The sequence below is a fragment of the Salinigranum salinum genome (assembly GCF_009176545.1).
Taxonomy (GTDB): domain Archaea; phylum Halobacteriota; class Halobacteria; order Halobacteriales; family Haloferacaceae; genus Salinigranum; species Salinigranum salinum.
Window position 1 is genome coordinate 1,679,345 of record NZ_VTOJ01000002.1, and the last position, 16,150, is coordinate 1,695,494.

Consider the following 16,150-nt stretch of genomic DNA (forward strand, 5'->3'; position numbering starts at 1 on the left):
GCGGCGAGCGGCGAGGAGACGACGCCTCACGACCCGTCAGTGTCGACCAGAAACGGTCCCACGCGGTCGAGCGCGTCGACGCCCTGCGCCTCACCAGCGAGTTCGGGGACTCGCCTGACGGGGAGGTCGAACCGCTCGTCGATCTCGTCGAGGCGAGCGGCGTGGCGCTCGGCGTCGCGGCGGCACCGATCGCAGGAACACCCCTCGCGGTTCTCGAAGACGCGGTTCACCACGAGCGAGTCGACGGGAACGTCGGCGTCAGTCAGTCGGGCCACCAGTCGGTCGGCCTCCGCGATGGCCATCCGTTCGGGCGTGAGCACCACACGGAATCGGGTCCGAGCCGGATCGCGCAGGAGCGCGCCGACCCGGGCGATGCGTTCCTGGAGCGACGCGACCTCGTCGCGGTCGTCGTCCGACCGCCAGTACGCCGCCGGGCCGAGCACCATGCTCTTCGCGGCGCGACCGGCCCGCCGTACACGTTTCTGGACGTCGCCAGCGACGCCGAGCGTCTCGGCGAGCACGTCCGGCAGGTCCAGCAGTCGGAGCGTGTGCCCGGTCGGGGCGGTGTCGAAGACGACCGTGTCGTAGCCGGCGTCGGCGTAGCGAGCGACGTACTCCAGCGCCGCGACCTCGTCGCCGCCGGGGATCAGCCCCGCCTCGAACAGTCGTTCGAGGTCCGCGTCCGACAGCCGGAGGCCGGCGTCGCGGAACTCGCGGGCGAGCGCCTCGACGACGCGCCGGTAGGCGTCCTGGCCGGTCTCGGGGTCGACCTCGACGGCGTCGAGTCCCTCGTGTACCTCTCTCGGTTCACCGTCGAGATCGCACTCGAAGGCGTCGCCGAGCGAGTGTGCCGGGTCGGTCGAGACGACGAGCGTCTCGCCCGCAGTCGAGCGAGCCAGGGCGTGGGCCGCCGCACACGTCGTCTTGCCGACGCCACCCTTGCCCCCGTAGAGCACGATCTCCGGTGCCGCAGAACGCTCCCCGGTCATCGTGTCGGTAGACGAACCCGACCACTACAAATCCGCCGGTCGCGCAGTCGTGGGGACAGCCGACCGGGGCGTACACGGATCGAGGCGGACACGGGTCCACACCGGATTCACGCGGATCGAGACGGACACGGGACCACACCGGATTCACGCGGATCGAGACGGACACGGGTCCACACCGGATTCACGCGAACGGGGACGGATACGGGGCGACACCGGACGCGTCAGTCGCGGTCGCTCGGCTCCGCGTACCCGTCCTCCGCGGGGCTGTAGTCGAGCACGCCGACGTCGCCGAGCGTGAGCGCCTCGGGGTGGTAGCTCCCGTCGGGGGAGTGATAGCCGGCGGCCTCGAGCACCGCCGAGACGACCGCCTGGTCCTCCGCCTCGATCCCGACGGCGTCGGCGACGCGCTCGACGCGGTGTTCGGTGCAGGAGACGTCCTGGATCTCCCAGGTGAACCCCTCGTAGTTCCGGAGCACGACCACGACGATGTCGCCGACGCCGAGGTCCGCGTCGTCGCCCGCGCGAGCGCAGGCCCCACACCGGACCGTCCCGCGGTCGACGTCCTGTCTGACGGCGAGGCTCTCGACGACGAGCCCCGTGAACTCCCGTCTGAGGTCGGCTTCGGTCCGGCGTGGGAGTGGCATCGTCCGCCACGATGGGAGCGAACTACAAATACTGCCGGGGCGACGGATCCGACGCCGCCGGTGACCCCTTCCCACCGATCGGGAACGGATGACAGCGTTCTTGCCCCGGGACGCCCTCCTTCCGGACGACCCAGATGTACGACGACATCCTGCTTCCGACGGACGGGACCGAGTCGATGGCGGCCGTCTACCGACACACGATCGATCTCGCGAAACGACACGACGCGACCGTCCACGTCCTCTACGTGGTCGACGACCGCGCGTTCCTGACGCTCGCCCCCGACCTCGTCGACGACGTGGTGGGCGAACTCGAAGGGGAGGGGGACGAAGCGACCGCCGCGGCGCTCGACCGACTGGCCAGCGGTGGCGTCGACGCGCGGGCGGTCCTCCGCCGCGGGAGCCCCGCCGAGGAGATCATCGCGTACGTCGAAGAGGCCGGGATCGACATCGTCACCATGGGCACCCACGGCGCGAACTACCGGCAGAACATGGTCGGGAGCGTCTCGGCCCGCGTGGTCGCGGACGCGCCCGTCCCCGTCCTGACGGTGAACGTCAACGGTGACGACGACGACGCGGAGTGACGACGGTCGTCGGGAGAGGACGAACCGGTTTTATCCGAGGCGTGTGATCGTGTCGGCATGGCACAGGAGTGTCCCGTCTGCGGCACCGCAATCGTCGCGTTCGTCGACCTCCCCGAGGCCGTGCGCGAACGACTGGAAGCCGATCCGGAGCGACAGTGGCAGTCGGTCGCCCACCGCCGGGAGAAACACACCGCCTGTCCCGACTGTGAGCTGGAGATCCACGGCTGCGGTCAGCCGTACGCGATCCCCGAGCAGGCAGTGCAGTAGAGTCGAGAACCACTGGCGAGTCGGTGAGAAACCGATTTGTTCCCGCGCGGTCGACATCCGGGTGGCCGATGACGAGCGAACCGCTCAGAACCGGGGTGGCACCCGGTGGTGACGAGCCCTATGAGTGCCGAGGCCGCCAATTTTGATGGTAGAAGGGCTCTCTGAGGCCGTCTTATTGGGGTCACAGTAGACAGAGGCCACAGTCAGAATACAGTCGGGCAGGCAGACACGGATTTATGAGCACAGGCGAGCAAGCACACTGCATGGCCGCCGAAATTTCCGACCGAGTTCGAGAAATCGCCGAGGCTCGCGGCCTTCCAGAATCCGAGGTGTTCGAGCAAGCGCTGGAACGCGGTCTCGAAGACCTGTGGGAAGACCTCGTTCTCGCGCGGTATCTCGACGGGGATCTCGACCGCGAGGAAGCTATCGAACTCGTCGGTCGGACGAAAATCGAGCGAGCCGAACGAGAACGTGAGGTCGTCGAGGACGACGTGGACTGGGGCCTGAACGCGTGACGCTTGCAGCGGTTTCGGACACAGGACCGCTCATCCACCTCGCCGAAATCGATTCGCTCGAACTCCTATCAGCGTTCGACAAATTGTACATCCCCAAGACAGTCTACGAAGAACTCAAAGCAGGTGACGTTCCGAAGGGGTTGAGCCAGCTACGATACGAACTGGTCGAGCCGAACGAGAGGCGAACGTACTCCACCGAGTTAGACGCCGGCGAGACAGCAGCGTTGTCGGTTGCAAAAGAACAGGGAGTCGTCTTCCTGACGGACGACCTCGTCGCTCGAAAGGCGGCATCGGAGGAGGACATCGAAGTCCACGGTTCTGTCGGCATTATCGCGCTTGGCTATTCCCGTGATTTGCTCGACAGGGACGAAGCCGCATCCCGAATGCGAGCCCTCCAGCGCGAGACGAGCCTCTTCGTGACCGAGGCGGTCGTGGAGCGTGGCATCCGGATGCTCGACGAGCAGTAACGGCACGAGCGGACTCTATAGGGACGCTAAGAGCGTTCACTATGGATGGATTGTGAGTCGTGAGTGCCGAGGCCGCCATTTTCGACGGTAGACGGCGTCTCTGAGGGCATCTGGTTGTGGCCTCGGTGAACATAGGTCCCGGTCAAATTCTCACCGGGCAGGCAGACACGGATGTAACAACGTTGCCGGGTAATCACACGCCGCGGCCGCCGAAATCTCCGACCGGGTTCGAGAAATCGTCGAGGCGTACTGAGCCGTGGACAGATCCCGAGTCGTGAGTGCCGAGACCGTTCTCACGACGTGCCGTCACCGACGACCGGGACGACGACCGACGCGGTCGCCGCCCGCTCCGTCTCGTTCGCCTCCTGCACCACGTACCGCTGGCCGACCATCGGGTCCAGGAGGCTGTCGACGGGCGCGCGGTCGTCGCGCAACACGGGTACGTCGTCGGTCTCGGGCGGCTCCCGGTAGTTCCGGATCTCCCGCGCGAGGTCGATGCCGACGTCGCGGCGGTCGTTCCGCGCGAGGAGTTCCGCCTCGGTGAGTCGCGACCCGTTCTTCGTCGCGACGACTTCGATGTTCTGCACCACGGTGCCGCCGTGGGTCGGGAAGCTGTACACCTGCGGGAACACCCCGTGCATCGTCTTGTACTCGGCGCGGTAGAACTGTGACGCCGGGCCGGTAGGCGCGGAGATGAGGTTCGCGAACAGGACGCCGTCGTCGGAGAGACGGTCGCTGGCGAGCTCGAAGAACTCCACGGTGGTCAGCTCGAACGGGACCTTGTCCTTTCGGTAGGCGTCGAGCACGATGAGGTCGTACGTGTGGTTCGTCTCCCGGAGGAACTGCCGTCCGCCCGTCGTGTGGATCCGGAGTCGTGGGGACTCCTCGACCGAGAAGTACTCCTCGGCGACCCGAACGACCTCGGGGTCGATCTCTGCGACGTCGACGGTGACGTTTCGATAGTCGTGCACGAACCGTTTCGGGCCGGTGAACCCGCCGCCACCGACGAACAGCACGCGGTCGACGTCGTCGGTCATCAGAAGGGGGAGGTGGAAGTAGCGGGTGTAGTCGAAGACGTGACGGTTCGGATCGTCGAGGTCCATCGCGCTGTGGCGCTGGCCGTCGAGGTACAGCGTCCGCGTCTCGCCGCGGTCGATCACCTGGAGCTCCTGATACGGCGTCTGCGTCTCGTAGACGACGCGGCCCTCGACAGTGATCCCCGCCACGCCGGTGCCCGCCGCGGCGACGAGCAGGAGTGCGACGAAGCCGATCGCGGCGGCCCGGTCGACGTCGAAACGCGGGCGGAACAGGACGAACGCCGTCGCGACGGAGAGCAGCCCGAAGAGGAGCGCGATCTGGTCGATTCCGAGCGACGGGATGAGAACGAACGTCGTCGCGAACGCGCCGATGATGCTCCCGATCGTGCCGAGCGCGTAGACGTGGCCCGACGCCTCGCCGAGGCCGTCTTTCGCGGAGAGTTCGGCCGCGTACGGGCTGATGTACCCCAGGAGATACGTCGGTGGCCCGAACAGCAGCGTGATCGCCGGGAGCGACGCGAACCGGCTCGGCAGCGGAAAGCCCGCCGTCGCGCGTAACAGGAGATCGCCCACGAAGATGAGGCCGGCGACGTACGCCGCCGTCAGGAGGAACAGCCGGGCCATCCGGTCGTTCGTCGCGCGCGTCGCCGCCTCCTGTCCGCCGCGGTGGTAGCCGTAGCTGAGCGCGGCGAGGAAGACGCCGATGATGCTCCCCCACGTGTAGATGCTGCTGCCGAACTGCGGGGCGATCATCCGGCCGGCGAGGATCTCCAGCCCCATGCTGGCGACGCCGGAGACGAACACCGCGAGTTCCGGACGTGTCAGCCGGAGAGAATCGAGAGACTGGGCCGAGGCCATGCCGGAGGGAGCGGACCGAGGTACATTAACTGTTCGACGCCGTGTCGCACGAATCCGAACGGGGCGACGCGGCCGGGAGACGTCGAACCAGTCGACGAACCCGGCCGTGGCCGCGGAGCCGTCGTCGAACCGTCGTCGTCAACACGACGGGGACCGTTCGAACGAGCGTGCCCCACGACCGGATTCACGCGAGACGGCCGACCCACGATGTCGACCGATGGAACACCGGCACGATCACGCGCGTCTTCGAGCGCGACGGCCACTGCATCGTCGTCGTGGAGGACGAGGGCGAGCCGGTCGAACTCCGCGTCACGTTCGCGATCAGGGACCTGTTCGTCCGCCGCCTCGATCTCGCCGAGGGCGAGAGTCCCGTCGGCTCACAGGTCTGGTATCGAAAACGCGGCGCACGGTGAGGCGCGACGGGCCTTCCCGACGAGGACGACGGACGCGATCGAAGCCAGCGGTGTGATCGAAACGGGCGACGCGAGCGGGGCCGTCGCTGGTCACGACGAGGATCGGGCGAAACCGGCTCGAAGAGCGGGGGAGCGGGGGGACGCCCCGAAAGAGATCAGTCGATGTGGCCTTCGCGGCGGAGCTGGTCGGCGTCCTGTCCCGTGTAGCGCCACTCGATGTTGGCCTTCTCGTCCTGCCAGTCCCACGGTTCGACGAGGACGACGTCGCCCTCGTTGATCCAAGTCCGGTACTTCATCCGGCCGGGGATCCGCCCCATGCGGTTCTTCCCGTCCTCGCAGCGGACGCGGACGTGGTTTCCGCCGTTGTGCTCTGTGACGACCGCGAACAGTTCGCTGCCGTTCGGCATTCGAAGGTTCTTCCGTTCTACTTCTTCACTCATTGGAGGAAGTACGAGGCCTGGACGGTTAAGTCATTGGAGACGCGCGATACCGTGTGACACGGCCCCGACGAGTCGACGAGGACGCCGCCATACGAGGACGAACCGATTCCGACGCCGACGCGGACGTGCCTGGGAGCGTCGGTCGCGACGAGCGACCCGGTTCGGGCGGGAGGGCTGGTCCAGAGTGCCGGAAAGCTTAGTCGCAGCCGTCCAGTACGGAGAGTATGGACGGTCACGGGGGGCACCAGCACGTGTCGCGCGGACGGACCACACGGGACACGGTTCGCTTCTACCTGATCGATCACCGGACGACGGCGGGCAAAGCGATCGACGTCGGCCTCCTCGCCCTCAATCTGGTGTTCATCGGGATCTTCGTCGCGCAGACGTATCCGCTCTCCGGCGGCGCACAGGGGGGGCTGTGGGCCGTGGAGGTGGGTATCGCGACCGTCTTCCTCGTCGAGTACCTGCTCAGGCTGTACGGGGCGCGGAACCGACTCGCGGAGGTGACGAACCCGTACACGGTCGTCGACCTCCTCGCGATCGTCCCGACGTTCGCGGTGCTCGTGTCTCCGGGGTCGGTGGCCGGACTGGGCGTCCTGCAGCTGCTGCGCGTGGTCCGGATCCTCCGCTTCTTCCGCTTCACCCGCGACGAGGAGTTCTTCTTCGGGACGGTCTCGGTCGAGACGCTCCGGGTGATGAAACTGCTCATGACCGTGGTGGCGATCTTCTTCGTCTCGGCGGGGCTGTTCTACGAGTTCGAACACCGCGGTAACGCCGGCGTCGACACGTTCGGTGACGCGTTTTACTTCACGGTGGTCACACTCACTACGGTCGGCTTCGGCGACATCACGCCGACCACCGACGCCGGGCGGTGGGTGACCATCGCCGCGATCCTCGCCGGCATCATCTTCATCCCGTGGCAGGCGTCGAAGATCGTCCGCGAGTGGACCTCCCGGGACAAGCGGAACGTCACCTGCCCGGAGTGTGGGCTGGAGTACCACGACGCGGACGCCTCCCACTGCAAGGCCTGCGGCCACGTCATCTACCAGGAACACGACTCGCGGGAGTCGTAGCCCGGACGTCGACCATCCGCGGTCGGGGTCCGAGCGAGGCGGTCCGAAGAGTTCCAACGGGCGAGACGCCGAAGGGTCTCACCGGGCCGACGCCGAGACGTCGAACGTGTAGCAGACGGCGGTCCCCGAGAGCACCTCGGTTCCGTCGTCGCGCGTCACCCGCGTCCGCAGTTCTGTGATGGGTTTGTCCTCGCGCACGGCCGTGACCTCGACGACGCCGGTGATCGTGTCGCCGGGACGGACCGGCGCGGTGAAGTCCCAGTCCACGCTCATGAACACCGTCCCCGGCCCGGGGAGGTCCTCGGCGACGACGGCGTTGAGGATGCCGCTCGTCACGCCGCCCTGGACGACGATCCCCCCGAACGGGGTCGCTTCGGCGGCCACCTCGTCGTAGTGGAGGGGGTTGGTGTCGCCCGTGATCTCGGTGAAGTAGTCGATGTACTCCGCGCGGATCTCGCGCGAGCGCTCCGCTCGATCGCCGACCTGCGGCGCACCGCTCGGCCAGACGGTCTCGTCTTCGGACATGGTCGGGGGGACGACGCGAACTGTCAAATAGCCGCCCCGAGGTGAGCGTCGAGGGCACACAGCCGGCCGTCGGACGCGACGCAGACCGACGGCGGCGAGAGCCGAGAGAACGGCGGGGGAACGAAAGAACGGTGGCAGGAGCTGAGAGGGAACGAGAGCGGCGGATGCGATGCTGGAGCGGAGCGAGACGACGAACCACGGAGGTGAGCGGGCCACTGGAGGCCGCAGCCGCGACGACCGTGGCGGCTACTCGAACACGAACTCCGCGGCGACGAACGCGAGCGTGCCGACGACGACCGTGGCGAGCAGTGCAACGTGCCCGGGGCCGAGTGGCCGTGACGAGACGACGAACGCGCCGACGAGCGTCGCACAGAGCAGGGCGACGACGCCGACGACGCCGACCGTCCAGACGACGAGTTCGACGAGTCGGAGCGTCTCCGTGATCGACCGCCCGGGGGTGGTGACGGGTGAGAGTGCCATGTAGGACGGTCGACCGTGGGGCACATCGACCTGTCGGTGAGCCAGGTGACGGCTGGACGTGCGTGTAATTATCTGCCACGGATCGGTGGAGATTGCCAACGGCTATCCGTCTCGAGCACTTTCTCGTCCCCATGGACTACGAATCTTCTCTCGACCGTGCCATCGACGCCTTGCCGGAGCGGACCGGAACGGAAGACCGTCGACTCCGTGTCCCGGACCCCACGGGGGAGACCGACGGTGCGTTCACACGGCTGACGAACCTCGGTGCCATCGCCGACGCGCTCTCGCGCGAGCCCGAACACGTCCACCGGGCCATCCAGCGCGAACTCGGGACGGCTGGCCAGTTCGACGGCGACCGCGCCCGATACAACGGCTCGTTCACCGTGGCGGACTTCGACACCGCCGTCGAGAACTACATCGAAGAGTTCGTCCTCTGCAGCGAGTGCGGCCTGCCCGACACGCGACTCACGACCGAAGACGGCGTCGACATGCTCCGCTGTACGGCCTGTGGGGCGTTCCGACCCGTCGAGAAGCAGAAGAAACAGACGACGACGCAGACCCCGCGCGACGTCATCGAGGAGGGGAAGACGTACGAGGTGGAGATCACCGGGACCGGGCGGAAGGGCGACGGCGTCGCCGAGCGCGGCAAGTACACCATCTTCGTCCCCGGCGCTCGCGAAGGACAGGTCGTCAGCGCCCGGATCGAGAACATCAGCGGCTCGCTGGCGTTCGCCCGGAAGGTCTGAGCGCCACACACGCAGGCGACGGCTGATTCTCACCGCCGAACCAACCAGGACAGCGACGACGTCGACGCACCAGAACGGCTCGCCACCGTGGACGGACGCGCTGGGACGACCCGTCACCGTGGACGGGCGACCGAGCCACGCGGACGCGACCGACGTCGACCGCGGCGAGGTCGAGACGGTGGTGGACCGACTCGTCGGGCCGGCCGCAGGGAGAGCAGCCCCGACGACGTGACCGGGGCGGAGTCGTCGGACCTGAACCGGCTCTGTCGGCGTAGTTTTATTCGTCCGTTGGCCGACTCCGAACCATGGAGTACACCACGTTCGGCACGACGGGGACGACCGTCTCACGCATCTGTCTGGGCTGTATGAGCTTCGGCACGAACTGGGACGACTGGACGCTCGACGCCGAGGCGAGCCGCGAGGTGATCGAGCGCGCCATCGACCTGGGGATCAACTTCTTCGACACCGCCAACGTCTACTCGTACGGCGAGAGCGAGGAGATCCTGGGGGAGGTCTTGGGGGAGTACGACCGCGACGAGATGGTCGTCGCCACCAAGGGGTACGCCCGGATGCGCGAGGACGACCCCAACTCGGGCGGCCTCTCCCGCAAGGCCATCGAGCAGGAGCTCGACGCCTCGCTCTCCAGGCTCGGGATGGAGACGGTCGACCTCTACCAGATCCACCGGTGGGATTACGACACGCCGATCGAGACCACGCTCCGCGCGCTCGACGACGCGGTTCGGAGGGGGTCGGTCCGCCACGTCGGGGCGTCGTCGATGTGGGCCCACCAGTTCGCCGAGGCGCTCCACACCGCCGAGAGGGAGGGACTGGAACGGTTCGTCTCGATGCAGAACCTCTACAACCTCGCGTACCGCGAGGAGGAGCGCGAGATGCTCCCCCTGTGTGCGAAGGAGGACGTCGCCGTGATGCCGTGGTCGCCGCTCGGTGCGGGCTACCTCACCCGGCCACACGAGGCGTTCGAGGCGACGACGCGCGGTGAACACGAGGCCGACGTGGGGCGACCCTACCTCGACGGTGGTGGCGTCGAGGTGAACGAGCGTGTCCAGGAACTCGCGGCGGAGAAGGACGTGAAGATGGCACAGCTGTCACTGGCGTGGCTGTTCCACAAGGACTGGGTGACGACGCCGATCCTGGGCACGTCGAGCGTCGAACACCTCGAGGACGCGGTCGAGGCGCTCGACGTCTCGCTCTCGGAGTCGGACGTCGAGTGGCTCGAGGAGCCGTACCAGCCGGTTCGGGTGTCCGGACACGAGTAGAGCCGGGCGTGGCTGGGCGGACAGGGGTCGTCCGACGACTCACTCGGAGGTCTTCGAACCGCCGGCCTCGCGCTCGTCGACGACCGGGATCTCGGTGCCGCGCGTCGAACCAGTCGAGTTCGTCGAGTCCGTCGAATCGTCCCCACCGCCCGCACGGGCCCGCCAGAAGCCGTCGTCGAGATACCGTTCCTCGGTCGCCCGGTAGCCGAGCGCTCGTGCCAGCGGGCCGAACGTCTCGCCGAGCGCCCGCTGGAGCGCGTACGGGGCACCGGTGAAGTACGTCTCGTCGACCGCCGCCTCCGCCATCGCCATCGCTCGGAGGAAGCCGGGGCGACCGCGGCCGTCGACCTTTCCGTCGTGTGCGAGACCGAACAGTGTCACCACGACCTCTCCCAGCAGGGCGTTCGGCGGGACGGTCCGGACGACCATCACAGCCTCCTCGCTCCCCTCGTTGCGGAACGTGTGCGGCGTGCCGGGCGAGACGCGTATCTCGGTGCCGGGGTCGATCCGTCGCTCGCGGCCGTCGATCCGGAAAGTCACGCTTCCCTCGCGGACCTCGAACCGCTCTTCGGTGGTGCGGTGGACGTGCTCCGCCGGCCCCTGCGCGCCCGGGGCGAGGCGGATCTCGGCGGCCGACTCGTCGTCCGGGAGTTCGGAGAGCGAGACGCCGGTCACCGGGTTCGAGACGGAGACGCGCTCGTCGGATCGCGCTGCCATGTGCGGCGCGACGGGATCGAGGCGAAAGACCGTTTCGGCGCGGTCGGTGTGGTCGGTCTGACCGGCGCGGGTGGTGTGATCGGCCGGTCGATGCGATCGGGAGCGTCGCGGGGGTGGGTCAGCAGGTCAGCGGGTCAGCGGGTCAGCGGGTCAGCGGGTCGGCGGGTCGGCGGGTCGGCGGGTCGGCAGGGCGGCAAGACGGCGAGGATACTCCTCACGCGCGATCGACGACGCCGTTGCACCGCAGGCACAGCACCGTCTCGGCGACGTAGTTGACGTCGCGCGCGCCGCAGTCGGGACAGCGGAACGCGTCGACCCCGTACTCGGTCGAACCGCGGGGGGCGAACAGCCGGCCGTCGTCGGCTCTGGTCGCGAGGAGCGACCGGAGCCGCGACCGCTTGAATCGGACCCGACGAGCGAGTGCGTCCGATCCGTCGGTGCCGTGGAGGTCACCCCAGTCGAGGTCGTCGGGACGCGAGAGCTGGAGGACGGCGTCGGTGTTCGACTGGAGGAGCGGTCGCGTCGTCGCCTCTGCGGGCGAGTCGGGCGCGGCATCGGCGTAGGCGTCCGCGGCGCGGTCGTAGGCGGCGGTCGCCCGGTCGGCGTCGCCCGCGACGGTCCGGAGGTCGCCGGTCCACTCGTGGCAGGCGGCGCGGTCGACGGGGTGGACGAGTACGTGCTCGCGCTGGTCGCCGGCGACGAGGATACCCTGGCCGGCACGGTTGCGCGCGCGGTCGTCGCTCCCGGCGAGCCGATAGCAGACGCCGGCGAGGAACAGCGACGCCAGCGGGTAGCCGACCCAGCCGGCGTCGTCGGGATCGAACGCCTCTCGACGGCGACCGTCGAGGCCCGACAGTCCCCCGTACGCCGCGAGCGTGTACGCGTCTCCCGCCTCGGCGTAGCGCTCCCCCGAGAGCGCGCGGATGGCCCGATCGCGGTGGTTCAGGTCTGTGTCCGTCTCCGTGTCCGTTGTCGTGGTCACGACCTCGCTAGGGAGCGAGCCGTATCAAGGTCACTGGCCGCCGTCGGAGCGAGCGGCGTCGGGTCGAAACCCCGGTGGGATCAGCCATCGTGCGTGGCCAGCCCCTCGTCCCGAAGGTCGCGGTCGCGGTCCGTCTCGACGGTCAGATCGGGCACCGGTTGGGGAGCGCCGTGGGTGTCGACGGAGACGAACGTGAACGTGGAGTCGCTCGTGCGCTCGCACTCGCCCGTCCGGGGGTCCTCGCGGTCGACGCGGATCCGAACCTTGACGCTCGTCCGACCGGCGTCGTACACCCACGCCTCCACGACGGCGATGTCGCCTCGTGGGATGGGTCGGCGGAAGTCGAGGCTCTCGACCCGGGCGGTGACGCACGTTTCCCCCGCAAAGCGCATCGCACTCATCGCGCCGATCTCGTCCATCAGGTGCATCACGACGCCGCCGTGGGCCGTGTCGTAGTTGTTGGTCTGGTTCGGCTGGATGCGCTCGCGGTTCTGGATGTACGTCTCCGAGGGGGTGGGCATGGTTGGAGAGGTCGGCCGAGCGGCTTACGTCTGGTGTCGCCGTGCGCCCGTGATCAACGCGCGCGATCGCGGCTCGACCGTTCCCCGGAGGACGATCGCAGGCTGTTCGACGGCGCTACCAGGATGCCGACACCAGCTCGCCGGGCACGCCGATCCGTCGCCGACCCTTCTCGGACGTCGTCCGTCCGGCTCGTGGCGCCACTGAGTAATCTTTAATGTCAGACGTAGCATATTTATGTCGTGCAAATCGCGGCTACCCGGTTCCCACCGTCGATCGACTCGAGCACGGATCAGTCATCGGACGAGACGGTCCACGGGACACGACGAGGGAGCGTCGACGGTGACGACGACCAGGGTGAGGGATGGGGTAGCGATGTGGTCGGGGGAGGGCTGCAACACTCACTGCTGTTCTTGCGGACGAACATCCCGGCCAACTTGCTCGCGCTCTGGGCGGCACTCGAAGGGGCTGCGGAGCTGTACGCGCTCCCAGCATGGGCACAGTGGGCGCTGTTCGTGCTGGCCGTCGTCGCCACCCCGATCTACGTCTATCAGGCGGTCGACAGGCCCGAGGATCCGTCAGACGGATCCGACGTCAGGTGGTGGCGGGAGGCGAACGTCGGATGGCAGAGCATCCTGTCCACCGGTGCATTCGTCGTGTGGGTCTACTTCCTCGGTGGGCCGTTTCAGGCGGCGGGACTTCAGAACGCCGATCTCGCGATCCTCCTGGTCCTCGCCTACCCGATCGTGATCGTGATCTCCCCGTACTACGGCAGTTTCCTCCTGTATCAGCTCTCCCAGCTACGCCGGAAGGCAGCGTGAGGACGACGGGCCACGGACGACAGCCGGCCGACAGTCAGAGGCCGGCGATCGGCTGGGCAGAGCCCGCGTTCGAACCTGCGAGCGGCTGTGCCTGCAGACCGCGAGGGCGGTCACTCGTACGTGCGGTACGAGGCCGTCCCGACACTGACCCGGACGAGCCGGTTCTCCGACCACGCCTCCTCGCGCGCGTCGTACTTCGCATTGATGCGCCGGGTCGCCTCGCGCGTGGCGGCCTCGTCGTCGACGACCTCCGCGGTGCCGAGCAGCGTCACCGTCCACTCCGCGTGGCCTCCGGTGTCCTTCTGGATCGACAGCGCCACGTACGGGTTCTCGCGGACGTTGGCGAGTTTGCGCCCGGTGGTGACGAGTTCGACGACCTCGTCGGTGGAGTCGTACACGTACCACACTGGTGCGACGTGGGGCCGATCCCCACGACAGGTCGCGAGGTGCGCCATCAGCGGTTCGCTCGTGAGCAGGTCCGCGGCCTCGGGTGGCACGACGGTCATGCGGGGGGGAGGAGCGGCGGCGGCAAAGACGTACCGCGGGATGTCAGACGGCCTGTTGTCGGTCACGACCGGATCGGTCGCGTTGCGACACGCGATCGACCGGGAGACGAGAGAGCAGGCCGTATCAGAGCCGGATGAAGAGCAGGAGGATCCCGAGCGGCGTCGCGGCCGCGGCGACGAGGAGGAGACCGGCGACGATCACGACGGTCTCGCCCGGGACGACGAGCCCACCCGCGAGCAGGTCCGTCACCGGCACGTGCCAGAAGACCTGGTGGAACGGATAGAAGACGGCGAGACAGAGCGCTCCGAGCCCGACGAGCACGAGTCCGAGCGACACGTATGGGTCCTGAGACTCTCCAGCAGACTGTACGTCTCGCCACATGATAGATAAGACATCGCGAATATACATAAATATGATGTGATTACGAGGGCGTAACTACCGGTTAAGCGCCCCCGACGTGACGGCCGACCGGGACGGTCGTCACTCCCGGGAGCGGACCGAACGGTGCGGTCAGTCGCGGTCCGGCTCGAAGTCGAGCGCGACGGAGTTGATACAGTAGCGCTTGCCCGTCGGCTCCGGACCGTCCTCGAAGACGTGTCCGAGGTGGCCGTCGCAGGTCGCACACAGCACCTCGATACGGCGCATCCCGTGGCTCGTGTCGACTCGCGTCTCGACGTTACCCGAGAGCACGTCGAAGAAGCTCGGCCACCCGCTGTTGGAGTCGAACTTGGTGTCGGCGTCGAACAGGGGCGTGCCACAGCCGGCGCAGCGGTAGGTGCCGTCGTCGGACTTGCCGAGGTAGTCACCGCTGAACTTCGGCTCGGTGCCGGCCTCGCGGAGGACGCGGTACGCCTCCGGCGAGAGTCGCTCGCGCCACTCGGCGTCGGAGTCGGGGAGGTCGTGGGTGTCGGTGGTCGACTGATCCATACCCGTACGAGGGTCCGAGAGCAGAAGAGGGTTTGGCGCGCCGTGGGTCGGGCGCTAGTCGTCGCGCTGGAGCAGCTCGGGGAGCCGGATCCGCTCGAGGTCGTCGAAGCCGTACTCGAGCAATCGCGCGCGCGTCACCGCGTCGGGGACGCTCCCCTTCGGACGGCGGTCGTCGGCGTCGTCGCGTGCGGACGGCGGACCGGCGACGGGCCCCGTGTCGACGAGGGCGTCCCAGACGGCCTGGCGCTCTTCGAACTCGCGGCGGTTGTTCTTGGCCCGCTGCTGTCCCTCCTTGAACGAGAGTTCGAGGACGCTTCTGCGGTAGGCCGTCGACGCCTGTCGCATGATGCGTTTGTACTCGTCGGGGTGCCGCTCGCCGAGCACCGCGGCGACGCCGAGGGCGTACATCCGCTTGAGCGCCTGCTCCTCGGAGAGGCGCTCCCAGTCGAAGCCGAACGCCTCCTCGTACATCTCACTCACGTCTCGACCTTGGCCGAGGGATCGACGACGAGTCCACCGTCGGTGAACGTGGCCGAGCGGATGTCGCAGTCGATGTTCGTCCCCCGCATCTTGATGACCTGGACACCTCGCGTCATGCCGCCCGCCTCGAGGTAGTTGTGGAAGAAGACGACGCCGTGAGCGAGGTAGTGCTCGTCGGAGTACGACGACGGGTCGGTCATCTCAGAGACCAGCAGGGTCGTCGCGTCGCCCTGCTTCAGCGCCGTGAGAAAGCGCGTCATCTCCTCGGAACCGTTGGCGAAGAACAGCCGGAGGAGCATCGTCGAGTCGATGATGAGTCGGTCGACGTTGCGCGAGTTGACGAACGCGACGATCTTGTCCGTGAGCGACTTGACGCTCGAGGAGCCGCCGCTCTGCGAGAACTGGTTGAGGACGTGTTTGCCCTTCGGACTCACCAGGTTCAGGAACCGGAAGTTGTCGGAGTCGGTGAGCGTGTCGAAGCCGAAGTCGTAACTCGACATGTCGTTCACGAGCTCCTCGCGCGTCTCGTGCATCGTGATGTACATGCACTGCTCGCCGTTCCGCAGCCCCTCGGCCACGAACTGTGCGGTGAACGTCGTCTTGCCACTCCCCGGAGGACCACTCAGGACGTAGAGGCGTTCGGGAAGGAATCCGCCCCCGATGAGGTCGTCGAAACCGCTGACACCGCTCCGGATTCTCATACCGCGACCGACACGGCACCCACGCATAACCGTTATCCACCAGATATCAGGTGAGATAATTCACGTCGGCCAGCAAATACGGACCTGTCCACGGATTTCGGAGTAGTTGTCCGCTGCTCGACAGTTCGAGGTGGTGCGTCGGGGTCGAGGGCGCGTGTGGGCGCGACGCGGCGGACACACGCGG

The 16,150-nt window shown here is 67.7% G+C and carries 23 protein-coding genes; 9 read left to right on the top strand and 14 right to left on the bottom strand.

Translation table 11 applies throughout. The features are described 5' to 3' along the window. Positions 1-26: 26 nt before the first annotated feature. Both FZP69_RS19505 and FZP69_RS19510 read right to left on the bottom strand, forming a co-directional pair. A complete protein-coding gene (locus tag FZP69_RS19505; protein ID WP_152043025.1) occupies positions 27-989 on the bottom strand; it encodes an ArsA family ATPase in 963 nt (320 codons plus the stop codon). Positions 990-1,210: 221 nt separating this feature from the next. Continuing rightward, positions 1,211-1,633 (bottom strand): hypothetical protein, encoded by a 423-nt coding sequence (locus FZP69_RS19510; protein WP_152043026.1) that lies wholly within the window; start codon positions 1,631-1,633, stop codon positions 1,211-1,213. Positions 1,634-1,767: 134 nt separating this feature from the next. On the opposite strand from FZP69_RS19510, the gene FZP69_RS19515 reads away from it, so the two are divergent. From FZP69_RS19515 to FZP69_RS19530, 4 genes are all read left to right on the top strand, one after another. Continuing rightward, a complete protein-coding gene (locus FZP69_RS19515; RefSeq protein WP_152043027.1) occupies positions 1,768-2,214 on the top strand; it encodes a universal stress protein in 447 nt (148 codons plus the stop codon). A 57-nt stretch (positions 2,215-2,271) separates the two neighbouring features. Next, positions 2,272-2,481 (top strand): hypothetical protein, encoded by a 210-nt coding sequence (locus FZP69_RS19520; protein WP_152043028.1) that lies wholly within the window; start codon positions 2,272-2,274, stop codon positions 2,479-2,481. Between the two features lie 263 nt (positions 2,482-2,744). Beyond that, complete coding sequence (locus tag FZP69_RS19525) at positions 2,745-2,996, top strand: hypothetical protein (protein WP_152043029.1); 252 nt, start codon at positions 2,745-2,747, stop codon at positions 2,994-2,996. Then, complete coding sequence (locus FZP69_RS19530) at positions 2,993-3,463, top strand: nucleic acid-binding protein (RefSeq protein ID WP_152043030.1); 471 nt, start codon at positions 2,993-2,995, stop codon at positions 3,461-3,463. The genes FZP69_RS19525 and FZP69_RS19530 overlap by 4 nt, the downstream gene beginning before the upstream one ends. A 293-nt stretch (positions 3,464-3,756) precedes the next feature. On the opposite strand, the gene FZP69_RS19535 is transcribed toward FZP69_RS19530, so the two are convergent. Next, positions 3,757-5,358 carry a spermidine synthase gene (locus FZP69_RS19535; RefSeq protein WP_152043031.1) on the bottom strand — a complete coding sequence of 534 codons (1,602 nt, stop codon included), beginning with the start codon at positions 5,356-5,358 and terminating at the stop codon, positions 3,757-3,759. Between the two features lie 167 nt (positions 5,359-5,525). Here FZP69_RS19535 and FZP69_RS19540 point away from each other — a divergent pair, with 167 nt between their 5' ends. Beyond that, complete coding sequence (locus FZP69_RS19540) at positions 5,526-5,771, top strand: DUF7861 family protein (protein ID WP_152043032.1); 246 nt, start codon at positions 5,526-5,528, stop codon at positions 5,769-5,771. A 155-nt stretch (positions 5,772-5,926) separates the two neighbouring features. On the opposite strand, the gene eif1A is transcribed toward FZP69_RS19540, so the two are convergent. Further along, the gene (gene eif1A, locus FZP69_RS19545; protein ID WP_152043033.1) at positions 5,927-6,211 is read right to left on the bottom strand and encodes a translation initiation factor eIF-1A; all 285 of its coding nucleotides are present in this window, start codon (positions 6,209-6,211) and stop codon (positions 5,927-5,929) included. A 224-nt stretch (positions 6,212-6,435) separates the two neighbouring features. Here eif1A and FZP69_RS19550 point away from each other — a divergent pair, with 224 nt between their 5' ends. After that, a complete protein-coding gene (locus FZP69_RS19550; protein ID WP_152043034.1) occupies positions 6,436-7,284 on the top strand; it encodes an ion transporter in 849 nt (282 codons plus the stop codon). Between the two features lie 78 nt (positions 7,285-7,362). Here FZP69_RS19550 and FZP69_RS19555 read toward each other — a convergent pair whose 3' ends face one another. Together FZP69_RS19555 and FZP69_RS19560 are read right to left on the bottom strand one after the other, a co-directional pair. After that, the gene (locus FZP69_RS19555; RefSeq protein ID WP_152043035.1) at positions 7,363-7,809 is read right to left on the bottom strand and encodes a MaoC family dehydratase; all 447 of its coding nucleotides are present in this window, start codon (positions 7,807-7,809) and stop codon (positions 7,363-7,365) included. A gap of 246 nt (positions 7,810-8,055) precedes the next feature. Beyond that, a complete protein-coding gene (locus FZP69_RS19560) occupies positions 8,056-8,289 on the bottom strand; it encodes a hypothetical protein (RefSeq protein ID WP_152043036.1) in 234 nt (77 codons plus the stop codon). 131 nt (positions 8,290-8,420) lie between these two features. Between FZP69_RS19560 and FZP69_RS19565 the strand changes: the two genes are divergently transcribed. Both FZP69_RS19565 and FZP69_RS19570 read left to right on the top strand, forming a co-directional pair. Beyond that, positions 8,421-9,035 carry a translation initiation factor IF-2 subunit beta gene (locus FZP69_RS19565; protein ID WP_152043037.1) on the top strand — a complete coding sequence of 205 codons (615 nt, stop codon included), beginning with the start codon at positions 8,421-8,423 and terminating at the stop codon, positions 9,033-9,035. Positions 9,036-9,340: 305 nt separating this feature from the next. Continuing rightward, positions 9,341-10,312, top strand: a complete 972-nt coding sequence (locus tag FZP69_RS19570; RefSeq protein WP_152043038.1) for an aldo/keto reductase — start codon at positions 9,341-9,343, stop codon at positions 10,310-10,312. 39 nt (positions 10,313-10,351) lie between these two features. Here FZP69_RS19570 and FZP69_RS19575 read toward each other — a convergent pair whose 3' ends face one another. From FZP69_RS19575 to FZP69_RS19585, 3 genes are all read right to left on the bottom strand, one after another. Beyond that, complete coding sequence (locus tag FZP69_RS19575) at positions 10,352-11,029, bottom strand: cupin domain-containing protein (RefSeq protein ID WP_152043039.1); 678 nt, start codon at positions 11,027-11,029, stop codon at positions 10,352-10,354. 214 nt (positions 11,030-11,243) lie between these two features. Continuing rightward, on the bottom strand, positions 11,244-12,011 hold the full coding sequence (locus FZP69_RS19580; RefSeq protein ID WP_152043040.1) for a hypothetical protein: 768 nt from the start codon (positions 12,009-12,011) through the stop codon (positions 11,244-11,246). 80 nt (positions 12,012-12,091) lie between these two features. Further along, positions 12,092-12,532, bottom strand: coding sequence for an acyl-CoA thioesterase (locus FZP69_RS19585; protein WP_152043041.1), 441 nt, complete (start codon positions 12,530-12,532; stop codon positions 12,092-12,094). Positions 12,533-12,772: 240 nt separating this feature from the next. Between FZP69_RS19585 and FZP69_RS19590 the strand changes: the two genes are divergently transcribed. Beyond that, the gene (locus FZP69_RS19590) at positions 12,773-13,351 is read left to right on the top strand and encodes a hypothetical protein (protein ID WP_152043042.1); all 579 of its coding nucleotides are present in this window, start codon (positions 12,773-12,775) and stop codon (positions 13,349-13,351) included. A 110-nt stretch (positions 13,352-13,461) separates the two neighbouring features. Here FZP69_RS19590 and FZP69_RS19595 read toward each other — a convergent pair whose 3' ends face one another. The 5 genes from FZP69_RS19595 to FZP69_RS19615 all read right to left on the bottom strand — a co-directional run bounded on the left by FZP69_RS19595 (position 13,462) and on the right by FZP69_RS19615 (position 15,966). Beyond that, positions 13,462-13,857: a pyridoxamine 5'-phosphate oxidase family protein gene (locus FZP69_RS19595; RefSeq protein WP_152043043.1), complete on the bottom strand. Its 396-nt coding sequence runs from the start codon at positions 13,855-13,857 to the stop codon at positions 13,462-13,464. A 124-nt stretch (positions 13,858-13,981) separates the two neighbouring features. Beyond that, positions 13,982-14,239 (bottom strand): hypothetical protein, encoded by a 258-nt coding sequence (locus tag FZP69_RS19600; protein WP_152043044.1) that lies wholly within the window; start codon positions 14,237-14,239, stop codon positions 13,982-13,984. A 129-nt stretch (positions 14,240-14,368) separates the two neighbouring features. Next, a complete protein-coding gene (gene msrB / locus FZP69_RS19605) occupies positions 14,369-14,785 on the bottom strand; it encodes a peptide-methionine (R)-S-oxide reductase MsrB (protein WP_152043045.1) in 417 nt (138 codons plus the stop codon). A 54-nt stretch (positions 14,786-14,839) separates the two neighbouring features. Further along, on the bottom strand, positions 14,840-15,265 hold the full coding sequence (locus FZP69_RS19610; protein WP_394350165.1) for a hypothetical protein: 426 nt from the start codon (positions 15,263-15,265) through the stop codon (positions 14,840-14,842). After that, positions 15,262-15,966, bottom strand: coding sequence for an RAD55 family ATPase (locus tag FZP69_RS19615; RefSeq protein ID WP_152043046.1), 705 nt, complete (start codon positions 15,964-15,966; stop codon positions 15,262-15,264). Before FZP69_RS19615 ends, FZP69_RS19610 begins: the two co-directional genes overlap by 4 nt. Positions 15,967-16,150: the final 184 nt, after the last annotated feature.

Excerpts from the sequence above, each read along its gene's own strand:
- FZP69_RS19505 (WP_152043025.1), bottom strand. The coding sequence starts at position 989 with ATGACCGGGGAGCGTTCTGCGGCACCGGAGATCGTGCTCTACGGGGGC.
- FZP69_RS19510 (WP_152043026.1), bottom strand. The coding sequence starts at position 1,633 with ATGCCACTCCCACGCCGGACCGAAGCCGACCTCAGACGGGAGTTCACG.
- FZP69_RS19515 (WP_152043027.1), top strand. The coding sequence starts at position 1,768 with ATGTACGACGACATCCTGCTTCCGACGGACGGGACCGAGTCGATGGCG.
- FZP69_RS19520 (WP_152043028.1), top strand. The coding sequence starts at position 2,272 with ATGGCACAGGAGTGTCCCGTCTGCGGCACCGCAATCGTCGCGTTCGTC.
- FZP69_RS19525 (WP_152043029.1), top strand. The coding sequence starts at position 2,745 with ATGGCCGCCGAAATTTCCGACCGAGTTCGAGAAATCGCCGAGGCTCGC.
- FZP69_RS19535 (WP_152043031.1), bottom strand. The coding sequence starts at position 5,358 with ATGGCCTCGGCCCAGTCTCTCGATTCTCTCCGGCTGACACGTCCGGAA.
- eif1A (WP_152043033.1), bottom strand. The coding sequence starts at position 6,211 with ATGAGTGAAGAAGTAGAACGGAAGAACCTTCGAATGCCGAACGGCAGC.
- FZP69_RS19550 (WP_152043034.1), top strand. The coding sequence starts at position 6,436 with ATGGACGGTCACGGGGGGCACCAGCACGTGTCGCGCGGACGGACCACA.
- FZP69_RS19555 (WP_152043035.1), bottom strand. The coding sequence starts at position 7,809 with ATGTCCGAAGACGAGACCGTCTGGCCGAGCGGTGCGCCGCAGGTCGGC.
- FZP69_RS19560 (WP_152043036.1), bottom strand. The coding sequence starts at position 8,289 with ATGGCACTCTCACCCGTCACCACCCCCGGGCGGTCGATCACGGAGACG.
- FZP69_RS19565 (WP_152043037.1), top strand. The coding sequence starts at position 8,421 with ATGGACTACGAATCTTCTCTCGACCGTGCCATCGACGCCTTGCCGGAG.
- FZP69_RS19570 (WP_152043038.1), top strand. The coding sequence starts at position 9,341 with ATGGAGTACACCACGTTCGGCACGACGGGGACGACCGTCTCACGCATC.
- FZP69_RS19575 (WP_152043039.1), bottom strand. The coding sequence starts at position 11,029 with ATGGCAGCGCGATCCGACGAGCGCGTCTCCGTCTCGAACCCGGTGACC.
- FZP69_RS19585 (WP_152043041.1), bottom strand. The coding sequence starts at position 12,532 with ATGCCCACCCCCTCGGAGACGTACATCCAGAACCGCGAGCGCATCCAG.
- FZP69_RS19595 (WP_152043043.1), bottom strand. The coding sequence starts at position 13,857 with ATGACCGTCGTGCCACCCGAGGCCGCGGACCTGCTCACGAGCGAACCG.
- FZP69_RS19600 (WP_152043044.1), bottom strand. The coding sequence starts at position 14,239 with ATGTGGCGAGACGTACAGTCTGCTGGAGAGTCTCAGGACCCATACGTG.
- msrB (WP_152043045.1), bottom strand. The coding sequence starts at position 14,785 with ATGGATCAGTCGACCACCGACACCCACGACCTCCCCGACTCCGACGCC.
- FZP69_RS19615 (WP_152043046.1), bottom strand. The coding sequence starts at position 15,966 with ATGAGAATCCGGAGCGGTGTCAGCGGTTTCGACGACCTCATCGGGGGC.